Origin of the sequence: Mycobacterium sp. GA-1841, assembly GCF_001954135.1 — a bacterium.
In the GTDB taxonomy this organism is placed as follows: Bacteria; Actinomycetota; Actinomycetes; order Mycobacteriales; family Mycobacteriaceae; genus Mycobacterium.
The window spans coordinates 108,161-132,697 of sequence record NZ_MBEQ01000009.1; the positions used below are offsets into that span (position 1 = coordinate 108,161).

The 24,537-nt window shown below is 65.7% G+C and carries 22 protein-coding genes; 14 read left to right on the forward strand and 8 right to left on the reverse strand.

From position 1 onward, the window contains the following. The first annotated feature begins 13 nt into the window (after positions 1–13). The 7 genes from A5740_RS01730 (at position 14) to A5740_RS01760 (ending at position 7,427) form a co-directional block, all read left to right on the forward strand. Entirely contained in the window at positions 14–1,555 is a 1,542-nt protein-coding gene (locus A5740_RS01730) for an amino acid permease (protein WP_076190948.1), read from the forward strand. A 2-nt stretch (positions 1,556–1,557) separates the two neighbouring features. Then, positions 1,558–2,385 (forward strand): urea amidolyase associated protein UAAP1, encoded by an 828-nt coding sequence (locus A5740_RS01735; protein WP_076190949.1) that lies wholly within the window; start codon positions 1,558–1,560, stop codon positions 2,383–2,385. After that, positions 2,382–3,002 carry an urea amidolyase associated protein UAAP2 gene (locus A5740_RS01740; RefSeq protein WP_076190951.1) on the forward strand — a complete coding sequence of 207 codons (621 nt, stop codon included), beginning with the start codon at positions 2,382–2,384 and terminating at the stop codon, positions 3,000–3,002. The genes A5740_RS01735 and A5740_RS01740 overlap by 4 nt, the downstream gene beginning before the upstream one ends. After that, positions 2,999–4,993, forward strand: coding sequence for a 5-oxoprolinase/urea amidolyase family protein (locus A5740_RS01745; RefSeq protein WP_076190953.1), 1,995 nt, complete (start codon positions 2,999–3,001; stop codon positions 4,991–4,993). The genes A5740_RS01740 and A5740_RS01745 overlap by 4 nt, the downstream gene beginning before the upstream one ends. Further along, positions 4,990–6,642, forward strand: a complete 1,653-nt coding sequence (atzF, locus tag A5740_RS01750) for an allophanate hydrolase (RefSeq protein ID WP_076190955.1) — start codon at positions 4,990–4,992, stop codon at positions 6,640–6,642. The genes A5740_RS01745 and atzF overlap by 4 nt, the downstream gene beginning before the upstream one ends. A 165-nt stretch (positions 6,643–6,807) precedes the next feature. Continuing rightward, positions 6,808–7,014, forward strand: a complete 207-nt coding sequence (locus A5740_RS01755; RefSeq protein ID WP_076190956.1) for a DUF2191 domain-containing protein — start codon at positions 6,808–6,810, stop codon at positions 7,012–7,014. Beyond that, positions 7,005–7,427, forward strand: coding sequence for a PIN domain-containing protein (locus A5740_RS01760; protein ID WP_076190958.1), 423 nt, complete (start codon positions 7,005–7,007; stop codon positions 7,425–7,427). Before A5740_RS01755 ends, A5740_RS01760 begins: the two co-directional genes overlap by 10 nt. Positions 7,428–7,447: 20 nt before the next feature. Here the strand turns inward: A5740_RS01760 and A5740_RS01765 are convergent, their stop codons facing one another. Further along, entirely contained in the window at positions 7,448–8,011 is a 564-nt protein-coding gene (locus A5740_RS01765; RefSeq protein ID WP_083653910.1) for a TetR family transcriptional regulator, read from the reverse strand. 198 nt (positions 8,012–8,209) lie between these two features. Between A5740_RS01765 and A5740_RS01770 the strand changes: the two genes are divergently transcribed. Further along, complete coding sequence (locus A5740_RS01770; RefSeq protein WP_076190961.1) at positions 8,210–9,808, forward strand: FAD-dependent oxidoreductase; 1,599 nt, start codon at positions 8,210–8,212, stop codon at positions 9,806–9,808. A 143-nt stretch (positions 9,809–9,951) separates the two neighbouring features. On the opposite strand, the gene A5740_RS01775 is transcribed toward A5740_RS01770, so the two are convergent. Both A5740_RS01775 and A5740_RS01780 read right to left on the reverse strand, forming a co-directional pair. Continuing rightward, positions 9,952–11,094: an acyl-CoA dehydrogenase family protein gene (locus A5740_RS01775; protein ID WP_076190963.1), complete on the reverse strand. Its 1,143-nt coding sequence runs from the start codon at positions 11,092–11,094 to the stop codon at positions 9,952–9,954. Continuing rightward, positions 11,094–12,326: an acyl-CoA dehydrogenase family protein gene (locus A5740_RS01780; protein WP_076190965.1), complete on the reverse strand. Its 1,233-nt coding sequence runs from the start codon at positions 12,324–12,326 to the stop codon at positions 11,094–11,096. The genes A5740_RS01775 and A5740_RS01780 overlap by 1 nt, the downstream gene beginning before the upstream one ends. A 199-nt stretch (positions 12,327–12,525) precedes the next feature. Between A5740_RS01780 and A5740_RS01785 the strand changes: the two genes are divergently transcribed. Continuing rightward, on the forward strand, positions 12,526–12,888 hold the full coding sequence (locus A5740_RS01785; RefSeq protein WP_175616130.1) for a PAS domain S-box protein: 363 nt from the start codon (positions 12,526–12,528) through the stop codon (positions 12,886–12,888). A 3-nt stretch (positions 12,889–12,891) separates the two neighbouring features. On the opposite strand, the gene A5740_RS01790 is transcribed toward A5740_RS01785, so the two are convergent. Together A5740_RS01790 and A5740_RS01795 are read right to left on the reverse strand one after the other, a co-directional pair. Beyond that, a complete protein-coding gene (locus tag A5740_RS01790; RefSeq protein ID WP_076190968.1) occupies positions 12,892–13,545 on the reverse strand; it encodes a ScbR family autoregulator-binding transcription factor in 654 nt (217 codons plus the stop codon). Between the two features lie 29 nt (positions 13,546–13,574). Next, complete coding sequence (locus A5740_RS01795) at positions 13,575–14,285, reverse strand: TetR/AcrR family transcriptional regulator (RefSeq protein ID WP_076190969.1); 711 nt, start codon at positions 14,283–14,285, stop codon at positions 13,575–13,577. Between the two features lie 371 nt (positions 14,286–14,656). On the opposite strand from A5740_RS01795, the gene A5740_RS01800 reads away from it, so the two are divergent. Next, a complete protein-coding gene (locus A5740_RS01800; RefSeq protein WP_076190971.1) occupies positions 14,657–15,553 on the forward strand; it encodes a hypothetical protein in 897 nt (298 codons plus the stop codon). Here the strand turns inward: A5740_RS01800 and A5740_RS01805 are convergent. Genes A5740_RS01805 through A5740_RS01815 form a run of 3 tightly spaced genes read right to left on the reverse strand, consistent with a single transcriptional unit; the run spans position 15,503 to position 20,296 of the window. After that, positions 15,503–17,365: a bifunctional diguanylate cyclase/phosphodiesterase gene (locus A5740_RS01805; RefSeq protein ID WP_076190972.1), complete on the reverse strand. Its 1,863-nt coding sequence runs from the start codon at positions 17,363–17,365 to the stop codon at positions 15,503–15,505. The two genes, A5740_RS01800 and A5740_RS01805, sit on opposite strands and share 51 nt — an antisense overlap. 28 nt (positions 17,366–17,393) lie before the next feature. After that, complete coding sequence (locus A5740_RS01810) at positions 17,394–19,544, reverse strand: Rv1355c family protein (RefSeq protein ID WP_076190974.1); 2,151 nt, start codon at positions 19,542–19,544, stop codon at positions 17,394–17,396. Then, positions 19,541–20,296, reverse strand: coding sequence for a hypothetical protein (locus tag A5740_RS01815; protein ID WP_076190975.1), 756 nt, complete (start codon positions 20,294–20,296; stop codon positions 19,541–19,543). Before A5740_RS01815 ends, A5740_RS01810 begins: the two co-directional genes overlap by 4 nt. A gap of 450 nt (positions 20,297–20,746) precedes the next feature. On the opposite strand from A5740_RS01815, the gene purU reads away from it, so the two are divergent. The 4 genes from purU to A5740_RS01835 all read left to right on the forward strand — a co-directional run bounded on the left by purU (position 20,747) and on the right by A5740_RS01835 (position 24,532). Then, entirely contained in the window at positions 20,747–21,637 is an 891-nt protein-coding gene (gene purU, locus A5740_RS01820) for a formyltetrahydrofolate deformylase (RefSeq protein ID WP_175616131.1), read from the forward strand. Positions 21,638–21,659: 22 nt separating this feature from the next. Next, positions 21,660–22,112: a MaoC family dehydratase gene (locus tag A5740_RS01825; protein WP_076191230.1), complete on the forward strand. Its 453-nt coding sequence runs from the start codon at positions 21,660–21,662 to the stop codon at positions 22,110–22,112. A 156-nt stretch (positions 22,113–22,268) separates the two neighbouring features. Then, positions 22,269–23,621, forward strand: a complete 1,353-nt coding sequence (locus A5740_RS01830; RefSeq protein ID WP_076190977.1) for an NAD(P)/FAD-dependent oxidoreductase — start codon at positions 22,269–22,271, stop codon at positions 23,619–23,621. Further along, the gene (locus A5740_RS01835) at positions 23,618–24,532 is read left to right on the forward strand and encodes an alpha/beta hydrolase (protein ID WP_076190978.1); all 915 of its coding nucleotides are present in this window, start codon (positions 23,618–23,620) and stop codon (positions 24,530–24,532) included. Before A5740_RS01830 ends, A5740_RS01835 begins: the two co-directional genes overlap by 4 nt. Positions 24,533–24,537: the final 5 nt, after the last annotated feature.

A 24,537-nucleotide genomic window follows, 5' to 3' on the forward strand; every position in this document is an offset into this window, starting at 1 on the left:
AGAGACATCGCCTATGACCAGCAGCGCTACCGAGAGACAGCGAGACGTGGCCGAACGTTTTGGCGACCACGACGACCTGGCCGAGTTCGGTTACGACCAGCAGTTGCACCGCCGGCTCGGCAAGTTCGAATCCTTCGCCGCGGGCTTCTCGTTCGTCTCTATCCTGACGACGATCTTCCAGTTGTTCGGCCTCGGGTTCGGCTTCGGCGGCCCGGCCTTCTTCTGGACCTGGCCCGCGGTGTTCCTCGGCCAGTTCCTGGTGGCGCTGTGCTTCGCCGAGCTGGCCGCGCGCTATCCGATCTCGGGCGCGATCTATCAATGGTCCCGCCGGATGGGTGGCGAGGTCATCGGCTGGTTCGGCGGTTGGTTCATGATCCTGGCGCAGATCGTCACCGCCTCGGCCGCGGCGATCGCGCTGCAGGTGGTGCTGCCCACGATCTGGTCCGGATTCCAGATCATCGGCGAAGACCCGGCCCTGACCTCACCGAGCGGGGCGGCCAACGCGGTGTTGCTGGGCACCGTCCTGCTGGTGCTCACCACGACGATCAACTGCCTTGGCGTCAAATGGATGTCACGCGTCAACAGCGCCGGCGTGATCTGCGAGATCGTCGGTGTCATCGCCGTCATCGGAGTCTTCTTCACCCATGCCCAGCGCGGGCCACAGGTGGTGTTCGACACCGGTGAGGCCGGCGGCCAGCCCGGCTATGTGTGGGCCTGGATCATGTCGGGCCTGATGGCGGCCTACGTGATGGTCGGTTTCGGCTCGGCCGGTGAACTCGCCGAGGAGACCCGCAATCCCCGTCGCGTCGCGCCCCGGACCATCCGGATGGCGCTGTCGGTCTCGGCGCTCGGCGGCGGACTGATGATCCTCGGCGCCCTGATGGCCGCCCCGAGCCTGACCGACGGGCGCCTGGCCACCGAAGGCCTCCCGTACGTGCTCGACACCGTGCTGTCCTCGCCGTGGGGCACAGTGCTGCTGGTGGACGTGTGCATCGCGATCACGATCTGCACCTTGGCAATTCAGACCGCTGCCTCGCGGCTGATGTTCTCGATGGCCCGCGACGGGCGTCTGCCGGCCTCGTCGGTCCTGTCGAAGGTCAACAGCCACACCGGAACCCCGATCTGGCCGTCAGTGCTCATCGGCCTGCTGTGCATCGGCGTGCTGCTGGTCAACGTCGGTAACTCCGCCATCTTCGCCACCCTGGCCAGCGTCTGCATCATCCTGATCTACCTGGCCTACCTGTTGGTGACCGCGCCGCTGCTGTACCGGCGCATCAAGGGTTGGCCCACTCAGCCCAATCAGGTTGACGCCGAGGGTTTGCCGTTGTTCTCGCTCGGCAAGTTCGGTGTCGCCGTCAACGTGCTGGCCGTGCTCTACGGCGCGGTGATGATCGTCAACCTGGGCTGGCCCCGTGCCGAAATCTTCAACCCCACCGGTGAACTGCCAATTCTGCAGTGGGCCGGACCCCTGAGCATCGCGGCCGCGGTCGTCCTCGGCGCGCTGTGCTTCCCCCGCGGCAAAACCCACCCCAACCCCGTCACGATCGGAGCCTGAGGATGACCACTGCCACGACCGCCGGAGCCCGTGACCACGCCCGCGCGCAAGCGGGCACCCTCACCGACTCGATGCCGGTGGTGCCCGCATCAGCCTGGCCCACCCCGCCACAGAACGTCGCAGCTGACCAATTGACCTGGGCTGAAACCGTTCCCGGGGGCCGGTACACCAGTAAGGTGCTGGCCCGCGGTACCCGGCTGCGCCTGCGTGACCTGGACGGCAGCGCGTGCGCCCACCTGCTCCTCTGGCGGGCCGACGCCCCGTGGGAACGGCTCAACGTCGCCGACACGGTGAAAGTGCCGTGGCAGGCGTACCTGTCGACGGGGCACCCGCTGCTGAGTGACCAGGGCCGGGTGCTGGCCACCCTGGTGTCGGACACTTCAGGCCACCACGACGCCCTGTGCGGCACCACCACACTGTCCGGTAATGCTTCGAAATATGGGGCCGGAGAAGTGGAGTCACCCAGTCCGGCCGGTCGGGAGCTGCTGGCCCTGGCCGCGCTCAAGAACGGGCTGACCCGTCGCGACGTGGCACCGAGCGTGTCCTTCTTCCATGGCGTACGCGTGGAAGCCGACGGCGCACTGGTCTCCACCGGATCGGCCGGCGCCGGTACCGCCGTCGAGCTGGTCACACATCTGCCGCTGATCGTGGCAATTGCCAACACCGCCCACCCCCTGGATCCGGCACCGCAGTTCACGGTCGGATCGCTGGAGGTGTTGGCCTGGTCCGCGCCCGGCGACCTGGCCGAGATCGGCGCCACCATGGCTGACCGCGACCCCGAATACCAACGTGCCTACCTGAATTCCGAAGACGTCTGGAGTGCCCGATGACCCTCACCGCCACCCACACCATCGTCGATGAGACCGTTGAGCCCCGCGCTCCGTGGTCCAAAGTCGTACGCGCCGGAGATGTGCTGACCATCGTCGACCTACACGGAAACCAGGCCGTGGACACCCTGTTCTACGGGGCGACCGACCACACCGTGCGCTACAGCGCCCCCGCCACGATCGCGGCTCAGGGCAACATCTTCCTGACCACCGGATCGATACTGCGTGACAGCGACGGCGAGCCGATGCTCACGATCGTCGACGACGAGGTCGGCAACCACGACACCCTGGGCGGGGCCTGCTCGCAGGAATCCAACACCCTGCGCTACGGCCACCACACCAAGCACCAGCACGCCTGCGTCGAGAACTTCATCGGCGAAGGCGCCCGGTGGGGACTGACCAAGGCCGACATCGTCAGCAACATCAACTTCTTCATGAACGTCCCGGTGGACCCCGACGGCTCGCTGGGCATCGTCGACGGCCTGTCCGCACCGGGCAAAACCGTATCGCTGCGCGCCGAGATCGACACCCTGGTGCTGGTGTCGAACTGCCCGCAGATCAACAACCCGTGCAACGGATTCGACCCAACAGCGGTGCGCATGGTGGTGACGCGCCCATGACCACACTGGAGATCCTTCGGCCGGGAATGTCCACCACGGTCCAGGACTGGCCGGGGCGCAGCGGGTACTGGCAGATCGGCGTACCGCCGTCGGGACCCATGGACGACGTGTCCTTCCGGCTGGCCAACATCGCCGTCGGCAACGCTGAGGGCGCACCCGGTCTGGAAGCCACCATGGGCGGACCGGCGCTGCGCTTCGACACCGACACCTGGGTGTGTGTCACCGGCGCACCCGCACCGGTCAGCATCGACGGCGCCCGGGTACCGCAGTGGGTACCGGTCCTGGTGCAGGCCGGTCAGGTGCTCGACATCGGTATGGTCGACGGTCCGGGCCTGCGAATCTACCTCGCGATCGCCGGCGGCCTGCACACCGATGAATACCTGGGCAGCGCTTCGACATTCACCCTCGGTCGGTTCGGCGGCCACGAGGGCCGGGTACTTGCGGTGGGGGACAAGCTGGAAACCGCGGATACACCGGTGGGTACGCGTCGGCGCATCCTGTCCGAGGAGCAACCGGCCATCGGATACCACTGGTACATCGCAGTGACCGTGGGTCCGCACTCCGCACCGGAGTTCTTCACCCGCAACGACATCGACACGCTGCTCCACCACGACTACGAGGTGCACTTCAACTCCGACCGCACCGGGGTCCGGTTGATCGGACCGAAGCCGGAATGGGCCCGCCCCGACGGCGGGGAAGCCGGACTGCACCCGTCGAACATCCACGACAACGCCTATTCGGTCGGTTCCCTTGACTTCACCGGCGATACCCCGATCCTGCTCGGCCCGGATGGACCCAGCCTCGGCGGTTTCGTCTGCCCGGTCACTGTCACCGCCGCCGACCGCTGGAAGCTGGGCCAGTTGGCTCCGGGGGCCAACATCCGGTTCGTCCCGGTGAAGACATCCGCGGCACCCGCGCCCGCCACGGTAGGCCCGGCGCGCCGAGCGTTCATCCCGGCGGTGTTCTCCGCCGGCGGCGACGAAGACGACGGAATCATCGCCGGCACAACCTCATCGGACGGCAGCACAGCTGTCACCTACCGCCGGATCGGAGACGACAACGTCCTGGTCGAGTACGGCGAGATGCGGCTGGACCTGGCGTTGCGGGCCCGTGCCCATGCACTGCATCACGCCCTGGAACAGCTCGGCCCCGACGGCCTCATCGACCTCACACCCGGGATCCGTTCCCTGCAGGTCAAGGTCGATCCGGCCCGTCTTCCGCAGTCGAGGTTGGTGCCGCTGCTGGCCGAGCTCGAGGCCTCGCTGCCTGCCGCACAGGAACTCGTGGTGCCCAGCCGGACCGTGCGGTTGCCGCTCAGCTGGGATGACCCGTCCACCCGGGAGGCGATCGAACGCTATATGCACGGCGTGCGCGCAGATGCGCCGTGGTGCCCGTGGAACATCGAGTTCATCCGGCGGATGAACGGTCTGGACTCGGTCGAGGATGTGCACCGAATCGTCTATGACGCCGAATATCTGGTACTCGGTCTCGGCGACGTGTATCTGGGCGCCCCGGTCGCCACTCCGCTCGATCCACGCCATCGTCTGGTGACCACCAAATACAACCCGGCGCGGACCTGGACCCCCGAGAACGCCGTCGGCATCGGCGGGGCCTACCTGTGCATCTATGGCATGGAGGGGCCTGGCGGTTACCAGTTCGTCGGCCGCACCACGCAGATCTGGAATCACCGGCATCCGCTGGCCGCTCAGGGCTTCGATCCCGAACACCCATGGCTGCTGCGCTTTTTCGACCGGATTCAGTGGTATCCGGTTTCTCCTGAGGAACTGCTCGACCTGCGCGCCGACATGGCGGCCGGACGAGGCCACGTCGACATCACCGACGGAACGTTCTCATTGGCCGAGCACGAGCAGTTTTTGGCCGCCAATGCCGACGACATCGCCGCAACCCGCGCGAAGATGGAGATCGCCCGAGCGGAGGAGCGTCAACGATGGGCGACCGCAGGAGAATTCGCACGAAAGGAGTCCGCGTGACCCGAATTGCCGACATCTACCGCTCGATCGCCGAGAGCGGACGTCACGAGGTGTTCATCCACCTGCGTCCGCAAACCGAGGTCGAGGCCGACTACCTCGCCGCGAGCGGTCCACTGGCCGGGTTGGTGCTCGCGGTGAAGGACAACGTTGACGTCGCCGGGATACCGACCACTGCAGGATGCCCAAACTTCAGCTATATTCCCGATGCCGACGCACCGGCGGTCGCCGCTCTCAAGGCTGCCGGTGTTGTCGTCATCGGTAAGACCAATCTGGACCAATTCGCCACGGGTTTGGTCGGAACGCGCAGCCCCTTTGGTGCGGTGCGCGATTCGCGTCGGCCGGAGTACATCTCGGGAGGGTCGAGTTCGGGATCTGCGGTGGCGGTGGCGCTCGGGTTCGCCGATATCGCGATCGGTACCGACACGGCCGGGTCGGGTCGTGTCCCGGCCGGGCTGCAAGGCATCGTCGGCATCAAGCCCACGGTGGGCGTCGTCTCCGTCGAGGGAGTGGTGCCGGCGTGCGCCAGCTACGACTGCGTGACGATCTTCGCCACCAACCTGGCCACCGCGCAATCCGCGATGGCTGCGATGAGCGCCGGTGCGCCACAGCGGCAGTGGCCGGCCGATGTTCCCTTCGCTGCTTCGGTGACTCCGCGCGTCGCGATACCGGATGCCCTGCCGGGTCTGGATGCCGACTGGCAGGCCGCCTTCGCAGCCGCGGTCGGCCGGGCACATGAGGCCGGTTTCGAAACCCTGTCGATCCCGGTGGACGACTTCTTTGCCGCCGCTGCACTGCTTTACAACGGTGCATTGGTCGCCGAAAGGTGGGATGCGGTCGGAGAGTTCGTCGCCGCGGCCGACCCTGACGCGAGGCTGGACCCGACTGTGGCCTCGATCATCACCGCTGCGGGGGAGTATTCAGCCGTCGACATTCTGCGTGACCGGCGGGGTGTCGAGCAGCTGCGGAGTCGGGCGCTGGCCCTCCTCGACGAATGCCACGGTCTCATGGTCCCGACCGCTCCCGAGCACCCGCGCATCGACGAGGTCATGGCCGATCCGGTGACGGTGAACTCCCGGATGGGCCGATACACCAACTTCTGCAATCTCTTTGACATGTGCGCCATTGCCATCCCTGCGGGTGCCGTGTCCGACGGTGCGCAGTTCGGAATCACCTTGCTGGCGCCGGCATTCCACGACGGTGTGATCGCCGATCTGGCGGCACGGTTCCTCGACGTTCCGTCAACCGAGACCTGGCCCGAGTCCGGCGGTGCGCCACTGACCGAGCTCGCCGTGTTCGGTGCACATTTGCGCGGGCAGCCGCTGGAGCATCAACTCACCGGTCGGGGTGCCCGTTGGGCGGGCCCGATCACCACCGCACCGCATTACCGCCTGTACGCGCTCGACACGGTTCCGCCCAAGCCGGGCCTGACACGGGTCGAGGACGGGGGAGCGTCGATCGTGGGCGAACGGTGGCTGTTGTCCCCGGCTGCACTCGGCGAGTTCCTGGCTGAGTTGCCCGCACCGATGCTGCTCGGGAAGGTAGAGCTCGACGACGGCCGCTGGATCACCGGCTTCGGTTGTGACCACACCGCTCCCACACAGGGCCGCGACATCACCCAGTACCGGGGTTGGTTGGCTGCGATGGCCTGAGGGCCTGTGGATGAATTCCGCGTTGAGGATAACTCGTCGATGGGCTGGGCCGGTTGTCGGTGAGTAGCGAGACCGTCGTCGCAATCATCTCGGCGAACAAGGAATGCGACATCAGACGTCGGCCTATATACTTACAGCGCTTGATGTATATATCGGAGGTTGTCCATGACGAAGCGCCTGATCGACATCGATGACGAGTTGCTGGCCGCTGCCCAGCGTGAACTCGACACCACCGGCATCGCGGACACGGTCCGATCAGCATTGCGGCTCGCCTCGACGCGATCGGCCCGCGTGCGGCAGGCAGAGTGGCTCTCCTCGGGCGGTTTGGCGGCGCTGGCAGGGAAACATGACAGGGACGAGGTATGGCGCTGACTGCTCGCTTCCTCATCGACACGAGTGCCGCCGCCCGAATGGCGCACGTCGAGATCGCGGATCGGTTGCGTCCACTCATCGAGGCTGGGTTAGTGGCCACCTGTGCAGTCCTGGAGGCCGAAGCGCTCTACAGTGCTCGGTCGGCTACCGAGTATGCCCAATTACGCGCGGATCGTCGCGCCGCCTACGAGTATTTGCCGACTGACGACGAGCACTGGCAGTCGGCTTTTGATGCACAGTTTCGCTTGGCGCAAGCCGGCCGGCATCGTGCGGTGGGCATTTCCGACCTGTTGACGTCAGTGATCGCAAATCGTCACCGATTGACGGTGGTGCACTACGACGCGGACTTTGAGATCGCGGCCTCGATACTGGATTTCGAGCAGATTTGGGTGGCTGCCCCGGGAAGGTATTGAGCGACAGGCTGATTGGTGGTTCACCCGCCGGGCACGATCAGCGAGACCATCGTTTCGAGCTGTCGGGCCATCTGCCGGTAGCTCATGGCACCTGACTGTGCCTGCAGCAGAGCGCCCCAGAACACCGCCTCCAGGGTGGCGAGGACCTCTGGCCACGCGCCGCCGCCCAAGGCCGTGGCGATTCGACGATTGACCTCTGCGGCGATCCGCGAGCGGACGTCTTCGACCACGTCGTCGTCGGTACTCACCAGTGCCTGGGTGACGGCCCGGGCCAGCCGAGGTTCGTCGGCCATCACGACCGTGAGGGCGGTGAGTTGCTCGGTCACCCGGCTGGTGGGGCTGGCGGTGGGATCGATGTCCAGCGGTAGCTGGATCACCCGGTCCAGGTACAACTCGGCGAAAACCACCTCAAGGGATGGGAAATGTGCGTAGAGCGCTGCAGGTGCCATCTTTGCGCGCGCGGCCAATGCCGGCACCGAGATGACGTTGTCTGCGTCGAGTAGTTGCGTCGCCGCACCGAAGACGCGGCGTTGCGTGCGGATCCGCTGAGCCTGCGCGTCGTGGAGGCGAGTGACTGTAGCCACCGCAGGACTGGACATGTGTCCAAGATACAAGTCAGGGTCATGACTGGCAACAGATCGGCGAAAAGTGCTGGCTGAATGAAAATTCAGGACTGAGTGGGGTTGGCCTTCGCATCCGGAATACGGTCCCGCAATGTGCTCGGCTCGAGAAATCGGACAGGTGTCCAGTAGGATCGGCTCAGATCTGGAAGGGGAGGTCCGATGGCTTACGTGATCACGCAGAACTGCTGCAAGGACGCCAGCTGTGTTCCGGTGTGTCCGGTGGACTGCATTCGTCCCGCCGAGGGCGGCCTGGATTCCGCGTCCGCCGAAATGCTCTACATCGATCCGGAATCGTGCATCGACTGCGGCGCGTGCTTCGAGGAATGCCCAGTCGGTGCAATCCATTACGAAGAGGACCTTCCTGGTGACCTACAGCGGTTCAAGGACCTCAACGCCGCCTATTTCGAGCGCCATCCGCTCACGCCGGTGACCGTGCCGTCACCGGCGTCCCGGTCGCGGGTCGAGGCGGGCTCGTTACGGGTGGCGATCGTCGGCTCCGGGCCGGCCGCCTGCTACGCCGCCGCCGAGCTGATCGCCGTCGACGGTGTGGAGATCAATCTGTTCGAGCGGCTGCCCACGCCGTTCGGTCTGATCCGTGCCGGCGTCGCACCCGACCATCAACACACCAAGTCGGTGGTCGACATCTTCGAGCGGGCATTCACCAACCCGCGGTTCGCCAGCCATTTCAACGTCGAGGTGGGGCGTACCGTCAACCACGACGAGCTGCTGGCCCATCATCACGCGGTGATCTACGCGGTGGGGGCTTCCAGCAGCAGGCAGTTGGGCATTCCCGGCGAGGAGCTGTCCGGTCATCACGCCGCGGCGGAGTTCGTCGGTTGGTACAACGGGCACCCGGACCACGCCGGGCACCAGTTCGACCTGTCCGGTGAGCGGGCGGTCATCGTCGGCAACGGCAACGTCGCCCTCGACGTAGCCCGGGTGCTGTTGATGGACCGGACCACGTTGACCAACACCGATATCGCCCAGCACACACTGGAGGCCTTGACGGAGAGCGCAATCCGAGAGGTCGTTGTCCTGGCCCGCCGCGATATCAGCCACGCCGCGTTCTCGGCGGGGGAGTTCCTGGCCTTGGGCCACCTCGACGGTGTCGACGTGATCATCGATCCGGCGGACCTGCCCGATGGCGACGAGCATGACGACGTCGAGACGTCGTTCAAACTTGCCATCGCACGGGAGTATGCCGAAAAGTCGCCGACGCCCGGGAACCGGCGGGTGGTCTTCCGGTTCGGCGTCGCTCCGACGGCCATCCTGGGTGCCGATCGCGCCGAAGGGCTGGAGGTCACCAGCGCACGCGGTACCGAAATGATCGAGACGTCATTGATCCTGCGGTCGATCGGCTACCGCGGCCTGCCGGTGCCCGGACTGCCCTACGACGAAGTTTCCGGGATCGTGCCCAACGAGTCGGGGCGGGTCATCGACGGTGCACCGGTGCCCGGTACCTACGTGACCGGGTGGATCAAGCGTGGACCGCGCGGGGTGATCGGCACCAACCGGCTGTGCGCCGAAGAGACTGTGGCCCAGCTGTGGGCGGATTTCGATGCGGGCCTGCTGACGCGTGACATTGAGGGCCGCGAGTCGCTCGACGCGCTGTTGGCCGGCCGGGGAGCCGAACCCGTCGGTTGGCCCGGGTGGCGCGCGATCGATGCCGCCGAACGGGACCGTGGTGTGCAGGCGGCACGCCCGCGGGTGAAGTTCGTCTCGGTCGAAGAGATGCTCAGCGCGGGCCTGCGCGGCTGACCTCCGCTTCGGCCTCCCGTTCGGGCCGAGATCGGCGTCGCGTGGGCCTGCACGCCCCAAACATGCGCCAGAACACCGAGATTGAAGCCTGGGACAGGGCCGGCGCCGATTGTGTCCCTGGCTTCAATCTCGGCGAACTCCCCCTACGCCCGGGTGAGCTCCGCGTAGCGGCCGACGTGATAGTCGGTGGAGCCGAACTCGTACTGAACCGCGGTGAGCCGCTTGAAGTAGTGACCGATCGCCAGTTCCTCGGTCATCCCCATCCCGCCGTGCAACTGCACGGCGTTCTGTCCGACAAAGCGGGCGGCCCGCCCGATGGTGGCCTTGGCCGCCGAAACCGCCTTGGCCCGCTGCGCCGGTTCGGCGTCGAGGTTCAGCACCGCGAGGAAGACTGCTGCGGCGGCCTGTTCGACCTCCATGTGCATGTCGACCATTCGGTGCTGCAGCGCCTGGAAGCTGCCGATCGGCATGCCGAATTGCTGGCGTTGCTTGCAGTACTCGACGGTGTCCGCCAGCACCTTGCGCATGCCGCCGACGGCCTCGGCGCACACCGCCGCCGCACCTTCATCACGGGCCAGGTCCAGTGACGGCCAAGCCTGCCCCTCGGTGCCCAGCAAGGCTTCGGCGGGCAGTCGTACGTCGGTGAACGTCAGGTCCGACGCCCGGCGGTCGTCCACCGTGCGGTACGGGTGCGCGGTGAATCCCGCTGTCAGCGCGGCGATGTCGACCAGGAACAACGAGATGCCGTCGGTGTCGGCGCGTTCCCCCGAGGTACGCGCGGTCACCAGCAGGTGGCTGGCCAGAGGAGCGTTGACGGCCATCAGCTTGGTGCCGTTGAGCACCCATTCGTCACCGTCGCGGCGGGCGGTGCTGGATACGTCGCGCCAGTTGTCCCCGGAAGTGGGCTCGGTGGCCGCGAGTGTCACGACCGCCGTACCGGCGACGACGTCCTCCAGCAGGGCGGCAGCGGATGCATCACCGGATCGGTGCAGCAGGCCACCGGCCACCACCACGGTGTCCACGAACGGCTCGATCACCAGGGCATGGCCCAACGCCTCGGCGATGACCATGGTCTCGACGGGGCCGCCGCCGATGCCGCCGGCGTCCTCGGGCAGGGTGGCGCCCAGGATGCCCAGTTCGTCGGCGAAACCGCGCCAGATCTCCGGCTGCCAGCCGGGGCCGGTCTTGGCCGCGGCGCGGCTGGTCGCCAGGTCGTAGCGGCTGGCCAGGAACTTGGCCAGCCCGTCGCGCAGCAGTTCCTGTTCGTTGGTCAGGTTGAAGTCCATCAGAGCCCCAGTTCTGCCTTGGCGAGGATGTTTCGCTGAATTTCGTTGCTACCGGCGTAGATCGAGCCGGCGCGGTCATTGAAGTAACGCAGGGGAGCGACCGCTTGCCAGGGCTCACCGCTGTGATAACCGTCGGCCGGTGGTTCATACTCGGCCACCGGGCCGCCGGGGAACGTGGCGTGCGGCTGGTAGGCGCGGGCCAGCGGGCCGGCGGCCTCCATGGACAGCTCGGTCAGTGTCTGGCTCAATTCGGTGCTCAGCACCTTGAGCATCGAGGACGCCGTTCCGGGATGACCGCCGTCGGCGACCGCCGCCAGGACCTGATACTCCAGGATCTCCAGCACGTCGGTACGGATGCGGGCGTCGGCCAGCCGGCGGCTGAACCCCGGATCGTCGAGGAGCCGGCCACCGGACGGGCCGGGCATTTCGGCGGCAACCGTGGCGATTTCGTCACCGAGCACCTGTAAGGCCGGCGCGTTGGCGCCACCACCTCGTTCGAACTCGAGCAGATATTTGGCCACGGTCCAGCCGTCGTCGATCGCGCCGATCACGTTCGACTTGGGCACCCGGACCTCGTCGAAGAAGACCTGGTTCTGCACTTCTTCACCGGACGTCATCACCAGCGGACGGATCTCGATGCCCGGTGAGGTCATGTCGATCAGCACGAACGTGATGCCCTGCTGCTTCTTGGCGCCCCGGGTGGTACGCACCAGGGCGAACATCCAGTTCGCTTCCTGAGCGTGGGTGGTCCAGATCTTGCTGCCGGTGCACACCAGATCATCGCCATCGGACACTGCGGACATCGACAGCGCCGCCAGGTCGGAGCCCGCCTCGGGTTCGGAGTAGCCCTGGCAGAAGAACACCTCGCCGGTCAGGATGCCCGGAAGAAAGTAGTCCTTCTGCGCCTTCGTGCCGAACTTGATGATGGCGTGGGCCACCATGCGGATGCCCATGGGCGACAGCGACGGGGCGCCGGCCAGTGTCGATTCGCGGCTGAAGATGTAGTGCTGGGTCAGGCTCCAGTTGCAGCCGCCGTGTTCGACGGGCCAGGCCGGGGCTGCCCAGCCCCGCTCGTGGAGGATCTTCTGCCAGGCCATGCTTGCGTCGTGATCGGCATACACGCTGGTCATCAGCTGACCGGCGCGCCGGATCTCGGGCGTCAAATTCTTGGCGAGAAAGTCGCGAACTTCGTCACGGAATTCCTGGTCGGTGGTCGACCACTTCAAGTCCATGCCTGCCCCTGTCTACTGGTGTCGCTCCACAGAGTAAACCTAGTTAGTCAAGTGGCGTAGACCACCCTGGATCCCGGCGTGCAGGGCGCGGGGGCGACACCAACCTGTGTGGTTGCTGCGACAGTGGTAGCCGGCGTCGGGCACAGGCAATAATCGACCCGTGGAGCGTCGCCAGAGCGGCCCGGAGCCTCGATCTCCGATGGCCCTACTGCAGAACCTGCCGGCCCTGGTGGTGCTGGAGCGGTTCCCGGTGCCGGTGTTGGCGATCGCCGAGGACGGCGCCATCCTGTTCGCCAACAGTGCCTTCGCCGAGATGGTGGGGCGGGACACGGCAGCGGTCACGAGCATGCCGTTCGCCGACGTGTTCCACGCCCTGCCCGCCGATGAGTCGGCGGTCTCGGTGATGCGGGCCAATGCCGGCCTGCTCGTCGACCTCATGCATCACGACGGCTCGATCGTGCGCGCCCGGATGAGCAAGTCGGCCCTGCTGCGCGGCGACGATCCCGTGGCATTGGCGACGTTTCAAGACCTCACCGATCGACTGTGGGCCGAGGAAGTCTAGGACTCAGCCGGCGGCCTGTGACCGGCGCAGCGATTCCCGCGCCAGGAACTCACGGAAGTAGCCCATCGACTCCGCGCTGACGACGGCGGGCAGGAGCATGTCCCATGTGCGTGCCACTCGCTCGCGCAGGTCGGTGCCCGTCGCGGTAGCGCGCGAGAGCGCCTCGGCGCCGAGCATGGACCCCAGGATCACCTCGGCAGCCGCCGTCACGTCCAGGTCTTCGCGTAGATCGCCCTCGTCGGCGGCCTGGATCAGTTGACCGGTCAGGTCGTCGAGCCAGCTCGCATACACCCGGGTGGCGGCGGCATTGATACCGCTGAACGTCCGCAGCAGGTGCATGCCGATGTCGGCGAGCTTGTCGGAGCGGGCGAAGTCGGCCACCACGAAAAGGCCGTGAATGGTGTTCTCCAATGCCGGCGACGACGATTCGGTGATCGTGCGGAAGGTCGCGAGCATCGCAGCCCCGCCGTCGACGATGATCGCCTCGGCCAGAGACTCCTTCGAGTCGAAGTGGTAATACAGCGCGCCCTTGGTCATCTCGGCTCGCGTGATGATGTCGCCGAGCCCGGTGGCGGGATAGCCCTGCTCGCTGAACAGCTCGACCGCGGCGGTGATGATCTTCTGCCGGGTCAGTTCGGAGCGAGCCTGGCGCGGCACGGTGGCTTTTCGAATGTCGTTTCCGTTCCTCAGGAGTGCTCGACGGTCATATCTGTCGGGCGCACCGACTGGTCCGGGCGTAGCGGTGTCACCTTCTTGATGCCTACCGCGGTCCGCCGACGGATGAACTGGTTGATGTAGCCGAGCCGCTCGGGCTCGACGAACCCCGGCAGTGCCAACCGCCAGCTGTGCTCAAGGTCGGTGAGGAACCGTCGCGGATCGTCCAGATCACTGATCTGGCGCACGCCCAGGTAGAGCGACACCAACAACCGCGCGACCGCCTCCGGGTCGGTGTCGGCGGTGAAATCGCCCTCGCTGATGGCGCGTTTGGCAATTCCGGCGAAGCCCTGAACCCATTGGTCGAGCACCCTCGGTCCGAGGCCGTCGGTGCGGCCGATGGATTCGACGAGGTTCAGGCAGGCCCGGGCCATCGGATCGCTGATGTCCTCGGCAGCCACGAGGCACGACAGGTCGATGATGGTTTCCAGCCCCGACAGGTTGCGAGCCAGGGCTTCGGCGAGAGATTTATGGGCCAACTCGGTGCGATGTTCGACGATCGAGACCGCCAGGGCGCGTTTGGAACGGAAGTGGAAGTACAGCGCACCTTTGGTGACGGCGGCGTCGGCCAGGATGTCATCGAGACTGACCAGGCTGTACGGGGTGTGGGCGAACTGTCGCGCTGCCGCCTGCAGGATCTGGAGGCGGGTCAGGTCTGCTCGCCGGTCGAGCTGCTCAGTCACCTCCCGGACCTTTCCTGATGCCGGCCGGCGACCGTGTCCTGTTGCTCCACCGCCGCCAGCAGACTCAAAGTCGTCACGCTACGTGCATAACATTCTAAAGGTATGTATCGTGCTTAGCGTGATAACTCTTGGTTCGTCGCGGGATGCCCGCCCGGTAGTGGCTCAGGCCATCGCCGCCGGCGTCCTCGCCGACCCGGCCGCAGCGCGGTCCGGCGTAGCCATGAGCTATCCCGGAAACGTTGCCATGGCCTGCACCGGCAATCCCCCTCGAATCCCGGTGTGGGCCGTGGCAACCCCAACTTTTGTGCACTCTCGCGCCGTTGGCCGAGGCGCCGCTCCGTCGCTCAGCAACATCGGAGTGTCGTCGATCCATGTGGGATGACGAAGTCGATGTAGTTTGCTGTGGATCGGGCTTCGGGGCATTGGCCGTGGCGGTCGCGGCGGCAGACGCCGGCGCCGACGTGTACCTCGCCCGGTCGCCGATCCCGAGTCGCCCCCGAGCGGCAGCGGATGGACCGTGGCTGGGCGTCGGGATCGACGATCCCGAGACCCGCGAGTATTTCGACGAACTGTCAGCCGACCTGAGCCCGGCCACTGAGGCCGAGTGCGACACGACCCTGACGGTCCGCCCGGTGAGTGACTGGACACCGGTATCCGGACGTGGCCGGATCGCACCCTTCTACGGCGCCCGGTTGCAGGTTTGGGCGCAGCAATGCCTGACCTCGCCGTACGGCGTGCTCTACACCCGGTTGGCGGACCGGGGTACAACGTCGATGAAGACCCGCGACGGTGAAGAAATCCAGGTCAAGGTGCTCGGTGCGGTGGAGGCCGACAGTGGCACCGACCCGGCGTCGGCTGTGGGAGCCTGGCTGTCGGCTCAGGTGCACGACCGGCAGATCGAGGTTTCAGAGAACAGCACCTTGCAGCGCATCGTCTTCGAAGAGGACGAGATCGTCGGCGTGGTGCTCGACACGTCTGAGGGTCCGTTGGCCCTGCGGACCCGGCACGGCATCGCCGTATCCACCGAACCCCTTGGCGGCGGCTCGAATTCGGCTTCACAACTCATCGAAGCGGACAAGCCCCTGCAGGTAGCCCTGGTCGGGTACAACGCGAGCCGGTTCGGCCGGGTGGAAGTGCTGGAGCGCGAACGGGATGGCGGGCAATCGGCCTACTGCGGTTCCGGCGGCGTGCGGGAATCGGGCCGCGACGCCGGACGTTCACATCCGCGGCGCCGACGAGAAATGCACCGGTACCCGCCCTTTGGCTAGTAGCTCGGCCATCTCGTGGCCGAGGATCGGCTTGGACAGCAGGAACCCCTGGGCCCGGTAACAACCATGCCGTAGCAGCGTGAGTGCGGCCCGTTCGGTCTCGACTCCCTCGGCCACCAATTGCAGGCCGAAGGCACCGGCCAACGCGATCACCGCACGGACGATCGGCAGATCGCCAGGGTCAGACCCGAGTCCGGCGACGAAGCTGCGGTCGATCTTGAGTGTGTCGACCGGCAGCGACTTCAACAGGGACAGCGCGCTGTAGCCGGTGCCGAAGTCGTCGATGGCCACCTGCACGCCGACTTTGTGCAGACCGGTCAGCGTCGAGCGGGTGGTTTCGATGTCCTGGACCACGATGCTCTCGGTGATCTCCAGGCACACCGAACCGCGCGGGAGACGGAACTCCTTCATGATGCCGGCCACCGATGCCACGAACCCGTCGGTGACCAGTTGGACCGGCGACACGTTGATCCGCAACACCACATTGCGCCCGACGCCGTTGGACCGCCAGCGGGCGAACTCGGCGCACGCGGTCCGCAGTACCCAGCGGCCCAATTCGCCGGCCAGGTTGATCGATTCGGCCACCCCGATGAACGATTCGGGGGACAGCAGACCGCGGGTCGGGTGCTGCCAGCGAACCAGGGCCTCGGCGGCGAGCACCTCGCCGGTCCGCATGTCGATCTCCGGCAGGTAATGCAGTACCAAAGCGCCGCTTTCGATCACGCTCTGCAGATGCAGCTCGATGTCGTTGCGGAAATCGATCTCCATGGCCATCGCGTCGGAGAACACCGTGACCCGGTTACCGCCGGAGTTCTTGGCGGTCAAGACCGCGTGATCGGCACGGTTGATCAGATCGGACGTGGAATCCCGGCCCGGAATACCTTCGGCCAGGCCGATACTGACCGTGCGGGTGAGCATCTCGCCATCGATCGTCACCCGCTCGCGCAGCACCGACTGGAGTCGATAAGCCATTGCCGTGGCCGCCTCGGCCGACATAGGCGCCGCCGGGACGACGACGAACTCATCACCCCCGAGCCGCGCGATGAGCTTGGGTTGGTCATCGCCGTGCTGCAACCGTTCGGCCAGGATGCTGATGAACGCGTCGCCGGCGGTGTGGCCCAGATAGTCGTTGATCGCCTTCAACCGATCGAGATCGAAGAACATCACCGCCACCGGCCCGGGCTGACCGGGTGCCAGCCGGGCCTCGAGATGAGCCATCAGCGCCCGCCGGTTGTGCAGCCCGGTCAGATGATCGTGATCGGCCAGGTAACGCAACCGGTCTTCGGCCTCGATGCGGGCCTGCACCTGGGCGAACAACGAGGCGATGGCCTTGAGGGCGTTGAGTTCTGCGGGCAACCACTCACGGTCACCGAACTTGACGAAACCCAGTACGCCCGTGGTGATGTCGCCGGACAGCAACGGTACGCAGGCCATCGAGGTGGACGCGACATGGCGTCCGGCCTCGATCGTGCGCTGATAATCGTCGGTGGCCGGTTCCGGACGAAAGACCGCCGGGTCCTTGAGGTGCTCGGCCATCGCGAACACCGGATCCGCGTCGGCGAAGTGGATGACCGCGATCGGATCGGTCAGGGTGTCCACCTGCCGCGGTGGCCATTCCGCGACCAGTCGGGTGGCGTGGGCCTCGTGATCGTTGTGGCGCAGGAAGCTGACGTCCACATCGAAGAACGAGATGAGCTCGGCCAGCACCTGTTCGCTCACCGCCACCGAGGTCGCTGCGTCGACCGCCATCAGCTGCGTAGCGACAGATGTGACGAGCAGCTCGAGGTTGCCTGGCAACAAATTCCTCCGCATCTACCACCGCATCTACCAGAACTTCGGCTCAGCGGTGCAGTGGCGTCGAACCCGTCCGGACCCGACGTCGGCTGCGTACGGTCGGACGCGGCGCGTAGGACAATCTCAGTACCAATGCTTGCGACTCGTCGCGTTCGGTGCACGTCAACCTGCGAAAAGCGTACTGGAGTTCGCGCAGCGCGTCGGCATGGTGTTCCGACAACTCCTGACGATCGGCGTCGTCGTGGGCGTAGAGGAACACCGGCGACACCGGCTGGACTCCCAACGCGTGTTTCTGGGCCTGGATCCAGACCGCCTCCACCGCGGAGCCGGCCAGGGCATAGTCGGTCAGCCGGCGGCCGCGTACCGAGACCACCGCCAAAGCCGAGCTGGAGGTGACCCGTTCGTAGGTATCGTCACCGAGGGCCACTCCGGCATTCCAGTCCGACAACTTCGCCATCACGTCGGACCGGCGCAGGATGTCCAACACACCCATGTCAGACGGGTCCAGCCCGAGCGTGATGACTTCGATGCCGGTATCGGGTTCCGGGTCGCCGGGCCAGCGCAGTTCCGAGATCATCTCCCGGTGCAGGGTGGGGGTCAGATAGCGGAGCCGATCGGTGTCGGCGAGTAGCCGTGCGGCCGTTTCCATCTCGGCACGGTCGGTCAGGATCGTCAGCTCGGCGCCTTCCCCGCGGGCGGCGGCACGCAGATCCTCGAGTACATCGGCGGGAATCGGCGCCGCCGTGCCGCGCAACCGGTTGGTCTCGCGGTCCAGCATCGGTTGGTAGAGCTCGGCCAGGCCTGGCGCATCTCCTGGGCCGAATTCCGCGATCCCGTACAGCGGGGTCCCCTCGTCGCCGCGTGACCACTGCACCTGCCCGGTCAGGCCGTGTGCTGCCGCGGCCACCCGGGCATTGAAGGCCGCCGCTCCCAATGCCACGGCACTGCCGCGATACCCCACGTCCATTGTCGTGGTGCAGTTGGTGTCCAGTCGGAGGCTGATCCGGTTGTCCCCGGCCTCGATATGCCAGGGCTGGACATTGCCACCAGAGGGGGCACGGCCGGCAGCGTGGGCGAGAATGTCTGCCACAGTGACCGGTTCGGTTTCGCGGGCTGCGGGTTCCGGCGCCGTGGCCGACAGCGTGTCGAGGGGATCGCCGATCTGATCCAACGCATCGGCGACATCGACGCGGACCCGCCCGGACGGCATCGGCTCACCCAATCCGATGCGGCGCACAGCGTTTGCCACGACGGTGGCGCCGAGGACGACCTCCGCGGCGAGCTGGGGCCAGGTGGTCAGCGTCTTGCCGACCTCGACCAGCGATGCCGCCATCCGGGGGGACAGCTGAGAAGCATCGAGAATCCGCAGGACGTGCGGCACCTTGTCCTTGCTGCTCAGGCCGGCCAGGTCCGCCACGGCGATGTCGCCGAGCAGACCGTGCAGAATCGGACGTGCCGGCTCCAGGTCGAACCGTTCGACGTCGAGCAAACCGCGGTCGCCGGTCGTCATCACCACCGGGAGCCGTCGAGCTCGGGCCTCTTCGCGCACAAGAACTTTCGCATCAAGGGAGTCACACTCCTCGACGACGATGTCGAGTCCGTGCAGAAACTCACCGATCGACTCCGGCACCGCGCCCTTACGGTCGATCCGCACCTCGATATACGGATCGATCTCGGCGATTCTGCGTGCTGCCACCACGGCCTTGTTGACCCCGAGGTCGAAGACCGTGCCCGGCACCCGGTTGAGGTTCGCCAGCTCGAGTTCGTCGAAGTCGGTCAGGCGAATCTCGCCGCACAGACCTTCCGTGGCGAGGTTGTAGGCGATGGCATGTCCGACGCTGAGCCCGACGACACCGATTCGCAGGGTCGACAGGCGGCGCTGCTCATCGGCACTGATGAGATTGCGGTTGCGGTCCAGGCGTAACCGATTGAACGCGGCCGGCCCCAGAATGCGGGCCAGGCAGCGTCGCCACGGGTAGTACGCCCATCTGCTCGGCTCGTCTGAGACCTCGGCCTCGACCGTCGGCACCAGCCCGCGCAGCGCAGCGCGCTGCTCGGGATACGTGTCGACCACAGTGATCCGCGGATCCCGACGCAGCCGCTCCAGGGTCTCCTCGTCCTCGACGAAGAGCACGCGGTACTGATCGGGATCGTCGAGGGCGGTCACCTCGAAAGTCTGGTGGTCTCCGTGGATCATCGTCCCGCCGCGCTGGAGATGAGGGTGTCGAAGCCGAGCGCTGCGGTGCGCGGGGCGATTCGCTGAGCCTCGGTGAAGTATCGCGCCAGCTGGCCGGCATCGGCGTGATTGGCGAATGTGCGGCTATCCCACCACATCATCTTCGTCTGATACCGTTCGTCCGGATAAGGAGTTGCCGGGATTTTGGCCGCCAGCACCCCGCCCGATGACAGCCAGCGTTTCAGCACGTAGGCAGCAGCTGTGGCCATTGCGAACTGAATGTTGAGCAGAGTCATGGAATGCAGCGGCATACGTGCCAGCGTATCGGTGAGTGCCCGGCTCTGTTCGGGGTCGTCGCACACCCAGGCGGTCTTCATCTCGACCACTCCGAAAGGCAGACGGTCGCCAATCATTTTGCGTACGGAATCCAGACCGGGCTGTCCGGCCCATTCGACGACTGCGTGGCTTTCGTCGATGTTTCGGTAAGGGCCCTTGGCCCGAAGACCACCGACGACCCGGCCGGAGGTGTTGAGACCCACACAGAACAGCGCCGTATCGTCGCCTGTCTCCAGGGCTTTGGCGTCCAGCGCTTGCTGCACACCGTGTTTGAGGTAGTTCGCCTGGGCGCCGCGGACATATTCGTTCCACAGTTCGCGCTCCGTGCCGGGTCGAGCCACGACAATGGTGCACTCGCTGTCGGGGTCCCACCAGCTTGGGCTTTCGTCCAGCGCGACGGAGGTGCGGCCTACGGCATCGAGTTGGGGAGCAGTCATCTGGGATCCATTTCGTCGGTCAACCGCACCTTCCAACTGGAGCGGCTGATTGGTGCGCAGCACGGTTGTGCGAATACGTGTGATGAGTATCGCGCCGCATAGCCTTGAAATTCCAGCGAGCGCGTAAAACTTGTCCAGTCGCATGTTGAATTCGCTGTGCCGGGCTGCCAATTACTCGCGGGTACATGCAAATTTGGCAAATTCAGGAATCGCCATTTATGCCGTATATCGACGTATCGTGCGGACCGGTGGCAAAAATTCGTTATTTGCGCCGACGTCGAATTGTCTTGCCGGTGACAAGATGTGCGCGTTTTGCTGTGTGGGAGCCCAGCCAGTCTGCGCCGCCGGCGGCTCGGCATCGAGTCCGCCTGATTTCCACGGTCCTGCAGGGGCGGCAAGTAATGCCGAGTCGCGTCACTGCCGACCCGGACAGATGAGATCCTGAGGGTGATGACGCAGGAGTACCCGAAAACAAGCGCCCTACCCGCCCGAGACATCGGCAGGTTGTTGCTGCGTTGCGCGGACCGACCCGGTCTGGTCGCGGCGATCAGTGGTTTTCTCACCGGCGCCGGGGCGAACATCGTGTCGCTGGATCAGCACTCCACCGAACAAGCCGGCGGCACGTTCATGCAACGCACGATTTTCCACCTACCGGGCCTGGCGGCGGTGCGTGAGCAGTTGGAGCGGGACTTCGACGTGCGCGTGGCCTCCCCATTCGGGATGGACTACCGCTTGAGCGAGGCTTCCAAACCGAAGCGGGTGGCGCTGATGGCCTCGCGTGAGGATCACTGTCTGCTGGATCTCTTGTGGCGCAACCGGCGCGGCGAACTCGACATGTCCGTGGCCATGGTCATCTCCAACCATCCCGACCTGGCTGATCAGGTTCGTGCCTTCGGCGTGCCCTACCTGTATGTTCCGGCGACCCGTGACAACCGAACCGAAGCCGAGCAACGGCTGCTGGATCTGTTGCGCGGCAACGTCGATCTGGTCGTACTGGCCCGGTACATGCAGATCCTGACCCCGGAGTTCCTCGATGCCGTCGGCTGCCCTCTGATCAACATCCACCACTCGTTCCTGCCGGCGTTCATCGGCGCGGCCCCATACCGCCGGGCCAAGGAGCGCGGGGTCAAGTTGGTCGGGGCGACAGCGCATTACGTGACCGGCGATCTCGATGAAGGCCCGATCATCGAGCAGGACGTGGTCCGCGTGGATCACCGCCACTCGGTCGGTGACCTGGCTCGGCTGGGGGCTGATGTGGAACGGCTGGTGTTGGCGCGGGCGGTGTTGTGGCACTGTGAGGACCGCGTGATCCGGTTCGGGAATCAAACCGTAGTCTTCTGAGCACGGTTCGAGAGGAGTGAGCGTGAAAGTCTTCAACGGTCTTGACGAATTCGTGGCGGCAGCCGGCAGTGAGCTGGGCCCGACCGAGTGGATGGAGATCACCCAGGATCGGGTGAACCTGTTCGCCGATGCCACCGATGACCATCAGTGGATTCACGTCGACCCCGAACGGGCGGCCGACGGGCCGTTCGGAGGCACCATTGCGCACGGTCTGCTGACCTTGTCGCTGCTGCCGCATTTCACCCACCAGCTGTACCGCGTCGACAACGTCAAGTTGGCGGTCAACTACGGCTACAACAAGGTTCGGTTCATCACGCCGGTTCGGGTCGGCGCCAACGTGCGTGCCCGCGCGGCCATCAGCGACGTCGCACAACTGGACGGCGCAGTGCAGGCCACCATGACCGTGACGGTGGAGATCGAGGGCTCGGAGAAGCCCGCCGCCGTCGCCGAGTCGATCATCCGTTTCATCGGCTGACCCCTTTTTTCGCGAGCAGACACAAACCTGCCCAAAATGTGGGGTTTTGGTGCAGTTTTGTGTCTGCTCGCGGTACATCTGACAGTTGTCAGAATTCATTGACGTCCGTCAAAGTCTGCTGTTAGTGTTCTGCATCACAACGTGAGGAGCACTGGGTTGGCGCATTCACTTCCGCGGACCGCGATCATCGGCGCAGGCATCAGCGGACTCACCGCCGGCAAGATGCTCAAGGACTACCGGGTGCCCTACACGACGTTCGAGACGTCGGACCGCATCGGTGGCAACTGGGCCTTCGGCAACCCGAACGGACACAGCAGTGCCTACCGTTCCCTGCACATCGACACCAGCAAGCACCGGTTGTCGTTCAAAGATTTCCCCATTCCCGAGCACTTTCCGTCGTTCCCGCACCACTCCGACATCAAGGCCTACCTCGACGCCTATGCGAACGCGTTCGGGCTGCTCGACAACATCGAGTTCAACAACGGCGTGGTGCATGCGGCCCGTCGAGACGACGGCGGATGGGAGATCGAGGACCAGGCCGGTGCCCGCCGCGAATTCGACCTGCTCGTCGTCGCCAACGGTCACCACTGGGATCCGCGATTGCCGGAGTTCCCAGGAACATTCACCGGTGCGTCGATCCATTCACACCACTACATCGACCCCACCGAGCCACTCGAACTGACCGGCAAACGGATTCTCGTGGTGGGCATCGGCAACAGTGCCGCTGATATCACCGTCGAGCTGTCGTCCAAATCGTTGCAGAACCGAGTGACGCTGTCCACCAGGTCGAGCGCGTGGATCGTGCCGAAATACATTGCGGGACAACCGGGGGACAAGTACTTCCGCACCAATCCGTATGTTCCGTTGTCGTGGCAGCGCAAGCTCGTGCAGTTGATTGCGCCCGTCCTCGGCACCGACCCGACGATGTACGGGTTGCCCGCGCCGAATCACAAACTGTTCGAGGCACATCCGACGCAGTCGGTGGAACTGCCGCTGCGGCTCGGCTCCGGCGACGTCATCCCCAAGCCCAATGTGTCCCGCTTGGACGGCGACACCGTGCATTTCGAGGACGGCACCAATGACGTCTTCGACGTGATCGTCTACGCGACGGGCTACAACATCACGTTCCCGTTCTTCGCCCCAGACCTCATCAGCGCTCCCGACAACCACATCCGGCTCTACAAGCGGATGTTCAAGCCCGGCATGGACGATCTGGTGTTCATGGGTTTCGCCCAGGCGATCCCGACGCTGTTCCCGTTCGTCGAGTGTCAGTCCCGACTGTTGGCGGCCTACGCGGTCGGTCGATATGCACTGCCCTCGGCGGCGGAGATGGAGCGGGTGATCGACGCCGATCAGCAGCTGCACGCCGGACACTGCACCGACCGGCCTCGGCACACCCAGCAGGTGGATTACTTCTACTACGAACACGACATCCGTGCCCGTGAACTGCCTGCCGGTGCGAAACGGGCGCAGGCTGCCGTCAAAGGCCGCGTGGGAGTGACGGCATGACCTACACCGAGCTCACGTTCTCCTCGGCTGGTGAGCGGTGCAGTGCATGGCATTTCACCGCCGCGGCCGACGGCTTCACCGGCCCGGCCGGGCGCCCGGTGGTAGTGATGGCCCACGGTTTCGGCGGCACCAAAGATTCGGGACTGCAACCCTTCGCCGAACGGTTCAGCGCCGCCGGTCTGGACGTGCTGGCGTTCGATTACCGGGGTTTCGGTGCCTCCGACGGGCAACCGCGCCAGAGCGTTTCGGTCGAGCGACAGATGGCGGATTACACCGCCGCGATCACTGCGGCCCAACGCCTACCGGGTGTCGATCCTCGGCGGGTGGTGTTGTGGGGATCGTCGTTCTCCGGCAGCCACGTCCTGCGGGTGGCCGCGCAATGTGCCGACGTGGCCGCGGTGATCGGGATGACGCCGTTGACCAGCGGGCTCGCCGCCAGTCGTGCTGCGGTCGCACATCGCGACGTCGGCTCGGCGCTGCGCTGGACGTTGGCGGGGGTGAAGAGCCGGGTGGCCGTTGCCAGGGGCGGGCAGCCGACGTTGATGCCGTTGGCGGCCAAACCGGGGGAGGCCGGCGCACTGGCGCTTGATGGTGCGTACGACAGCTACCGCGCGATCGCCGGACCGACCTGGCGTAACGAGGTGGACTCGGCGATCGGCATGGAACTCGTCCAGATTCGCACCGGTGCCGCGGCCAAAGCGCTGACATGCCCGGTACTGATCCAGATCGCCGACTTCGATCGGTTCGTGCCGGCCAACTCCGTGATGAAGACGGCGGTGCAGGCCAGGGCACAGGTCCATCACTATCCGTGCGATCACTTCGACGTCTGGCCTGGCCACGACTGGTTCGACACCGCCGCCGACGATCAGGTGAAGTTCCTGACCCGCACGTTGGTCACGGCGGACTCCTGACCGCG

Coding starts and splice junctions, on each gene's coding strand:
- A5740_RS01730 (WP_076190948.1), top strand. CDS start 14: ATGACCAGCAGCGCTACCGAGAGACAGCGAGACGTGGCCGAACGTTTT.
- A5740_RS01735 (WP_076190949.1), top strand. CDS start 1,558: ATGACCACTGCCACGACCGCCGGAGCCCGTGACCACGCCCGCGCGCAA.
- A5740_RS01740 (WP_076190951.1), top strand. CDS start 2,382: ATGACCCTCACCGCCACCCACACCATCGTCGATGAGACCGTTGAGCCC.
- A5740_RS01745 (WP_076190953.1), top strand. CDS start 2,999: ATGACCACACTGGAGATCCTTCGGCCGGGAATGTCCACCACGGTCCAG.
- A5740_RS01755 (WP_076190956.1), top strand. CDS start 6,808: ATGACGAAGCGCCTGATCGACATCGATGACGAGTTGCTGGCCGCTGCC.
- A5740_RS01760 (WP_076190958.1), top strand. CDS start 7,005: ATGGCGCTGACTGCTCGCTTCCTCATCGACACGAGTGCCGCCGCCCGA.
- A5740_RS01770 (WP_076190961.1), top strand. CDS start 8,210: ATGGCTTACGTGATCACGCAGAACTGCTGCAAGGACGCCAGCTGTGTT.
- A5740_RS01775 (WP_076190963.1), bottom strand. CDS start 11,094: ATGGACTTCAACCTGACCAACGAACAGGAACTGCTGCGCGACGGGCTG.
- A5740_RS01780 (WP_076190965.1), bottom strand. CDS start 12,326: ATGGACTTGAAGTGGTCGACCACCGACCAGGAATTCCGTGACGAAGTT.
- A5740_RS01785 (WP_175616130.1), top strand. CDS start 12,526: ATGGCCCTACTGCAGAACCTGCCGGCCCTGGTGGTGCTGGAGCGGTTC.
- A5740_RS01800 (WP_076190971.1), top strand. CDS start 14,657: ATGTGGGATGACGAAGTCGATGTAGTTTGCTGTGGATCGGGCTTCGGG.
- A5740_RS01805 (WP_076190972.1), bottom strand. CDS start 17,365: ATGCGGAGGAATTTGTTGCCAGGCAACCTCGAGCTGCTCGTCACATCT.
- A5740_RS01810 (WP_076190974.1), bottom strand. CDS start 19,544: ATGATCCACGGAGACCACCAGACTTTCGAGGTGACCGCCCTCGACGAT.
- A5740_RS01815 (WP_076190975.1), bottom strand. CDS start 20,296: ATGACTGCTCCCCAACTCGATGCCGTAGGCCGCACCTCCGTCGCGCTG.
- purU (WP_175616131.1), top strand. CDS start 20,747: ATGACGCAGGAGTACCCGAAAACAAGCGCCCTACCCGCCCGAGACATC.
- A5740_RS01835 (WP_076190978.1), top strand. CDS start 23,618: ATGACCTACACCGAGCTCACGTTCTCCTCGGCTGGTGAGCGGTGCAGT.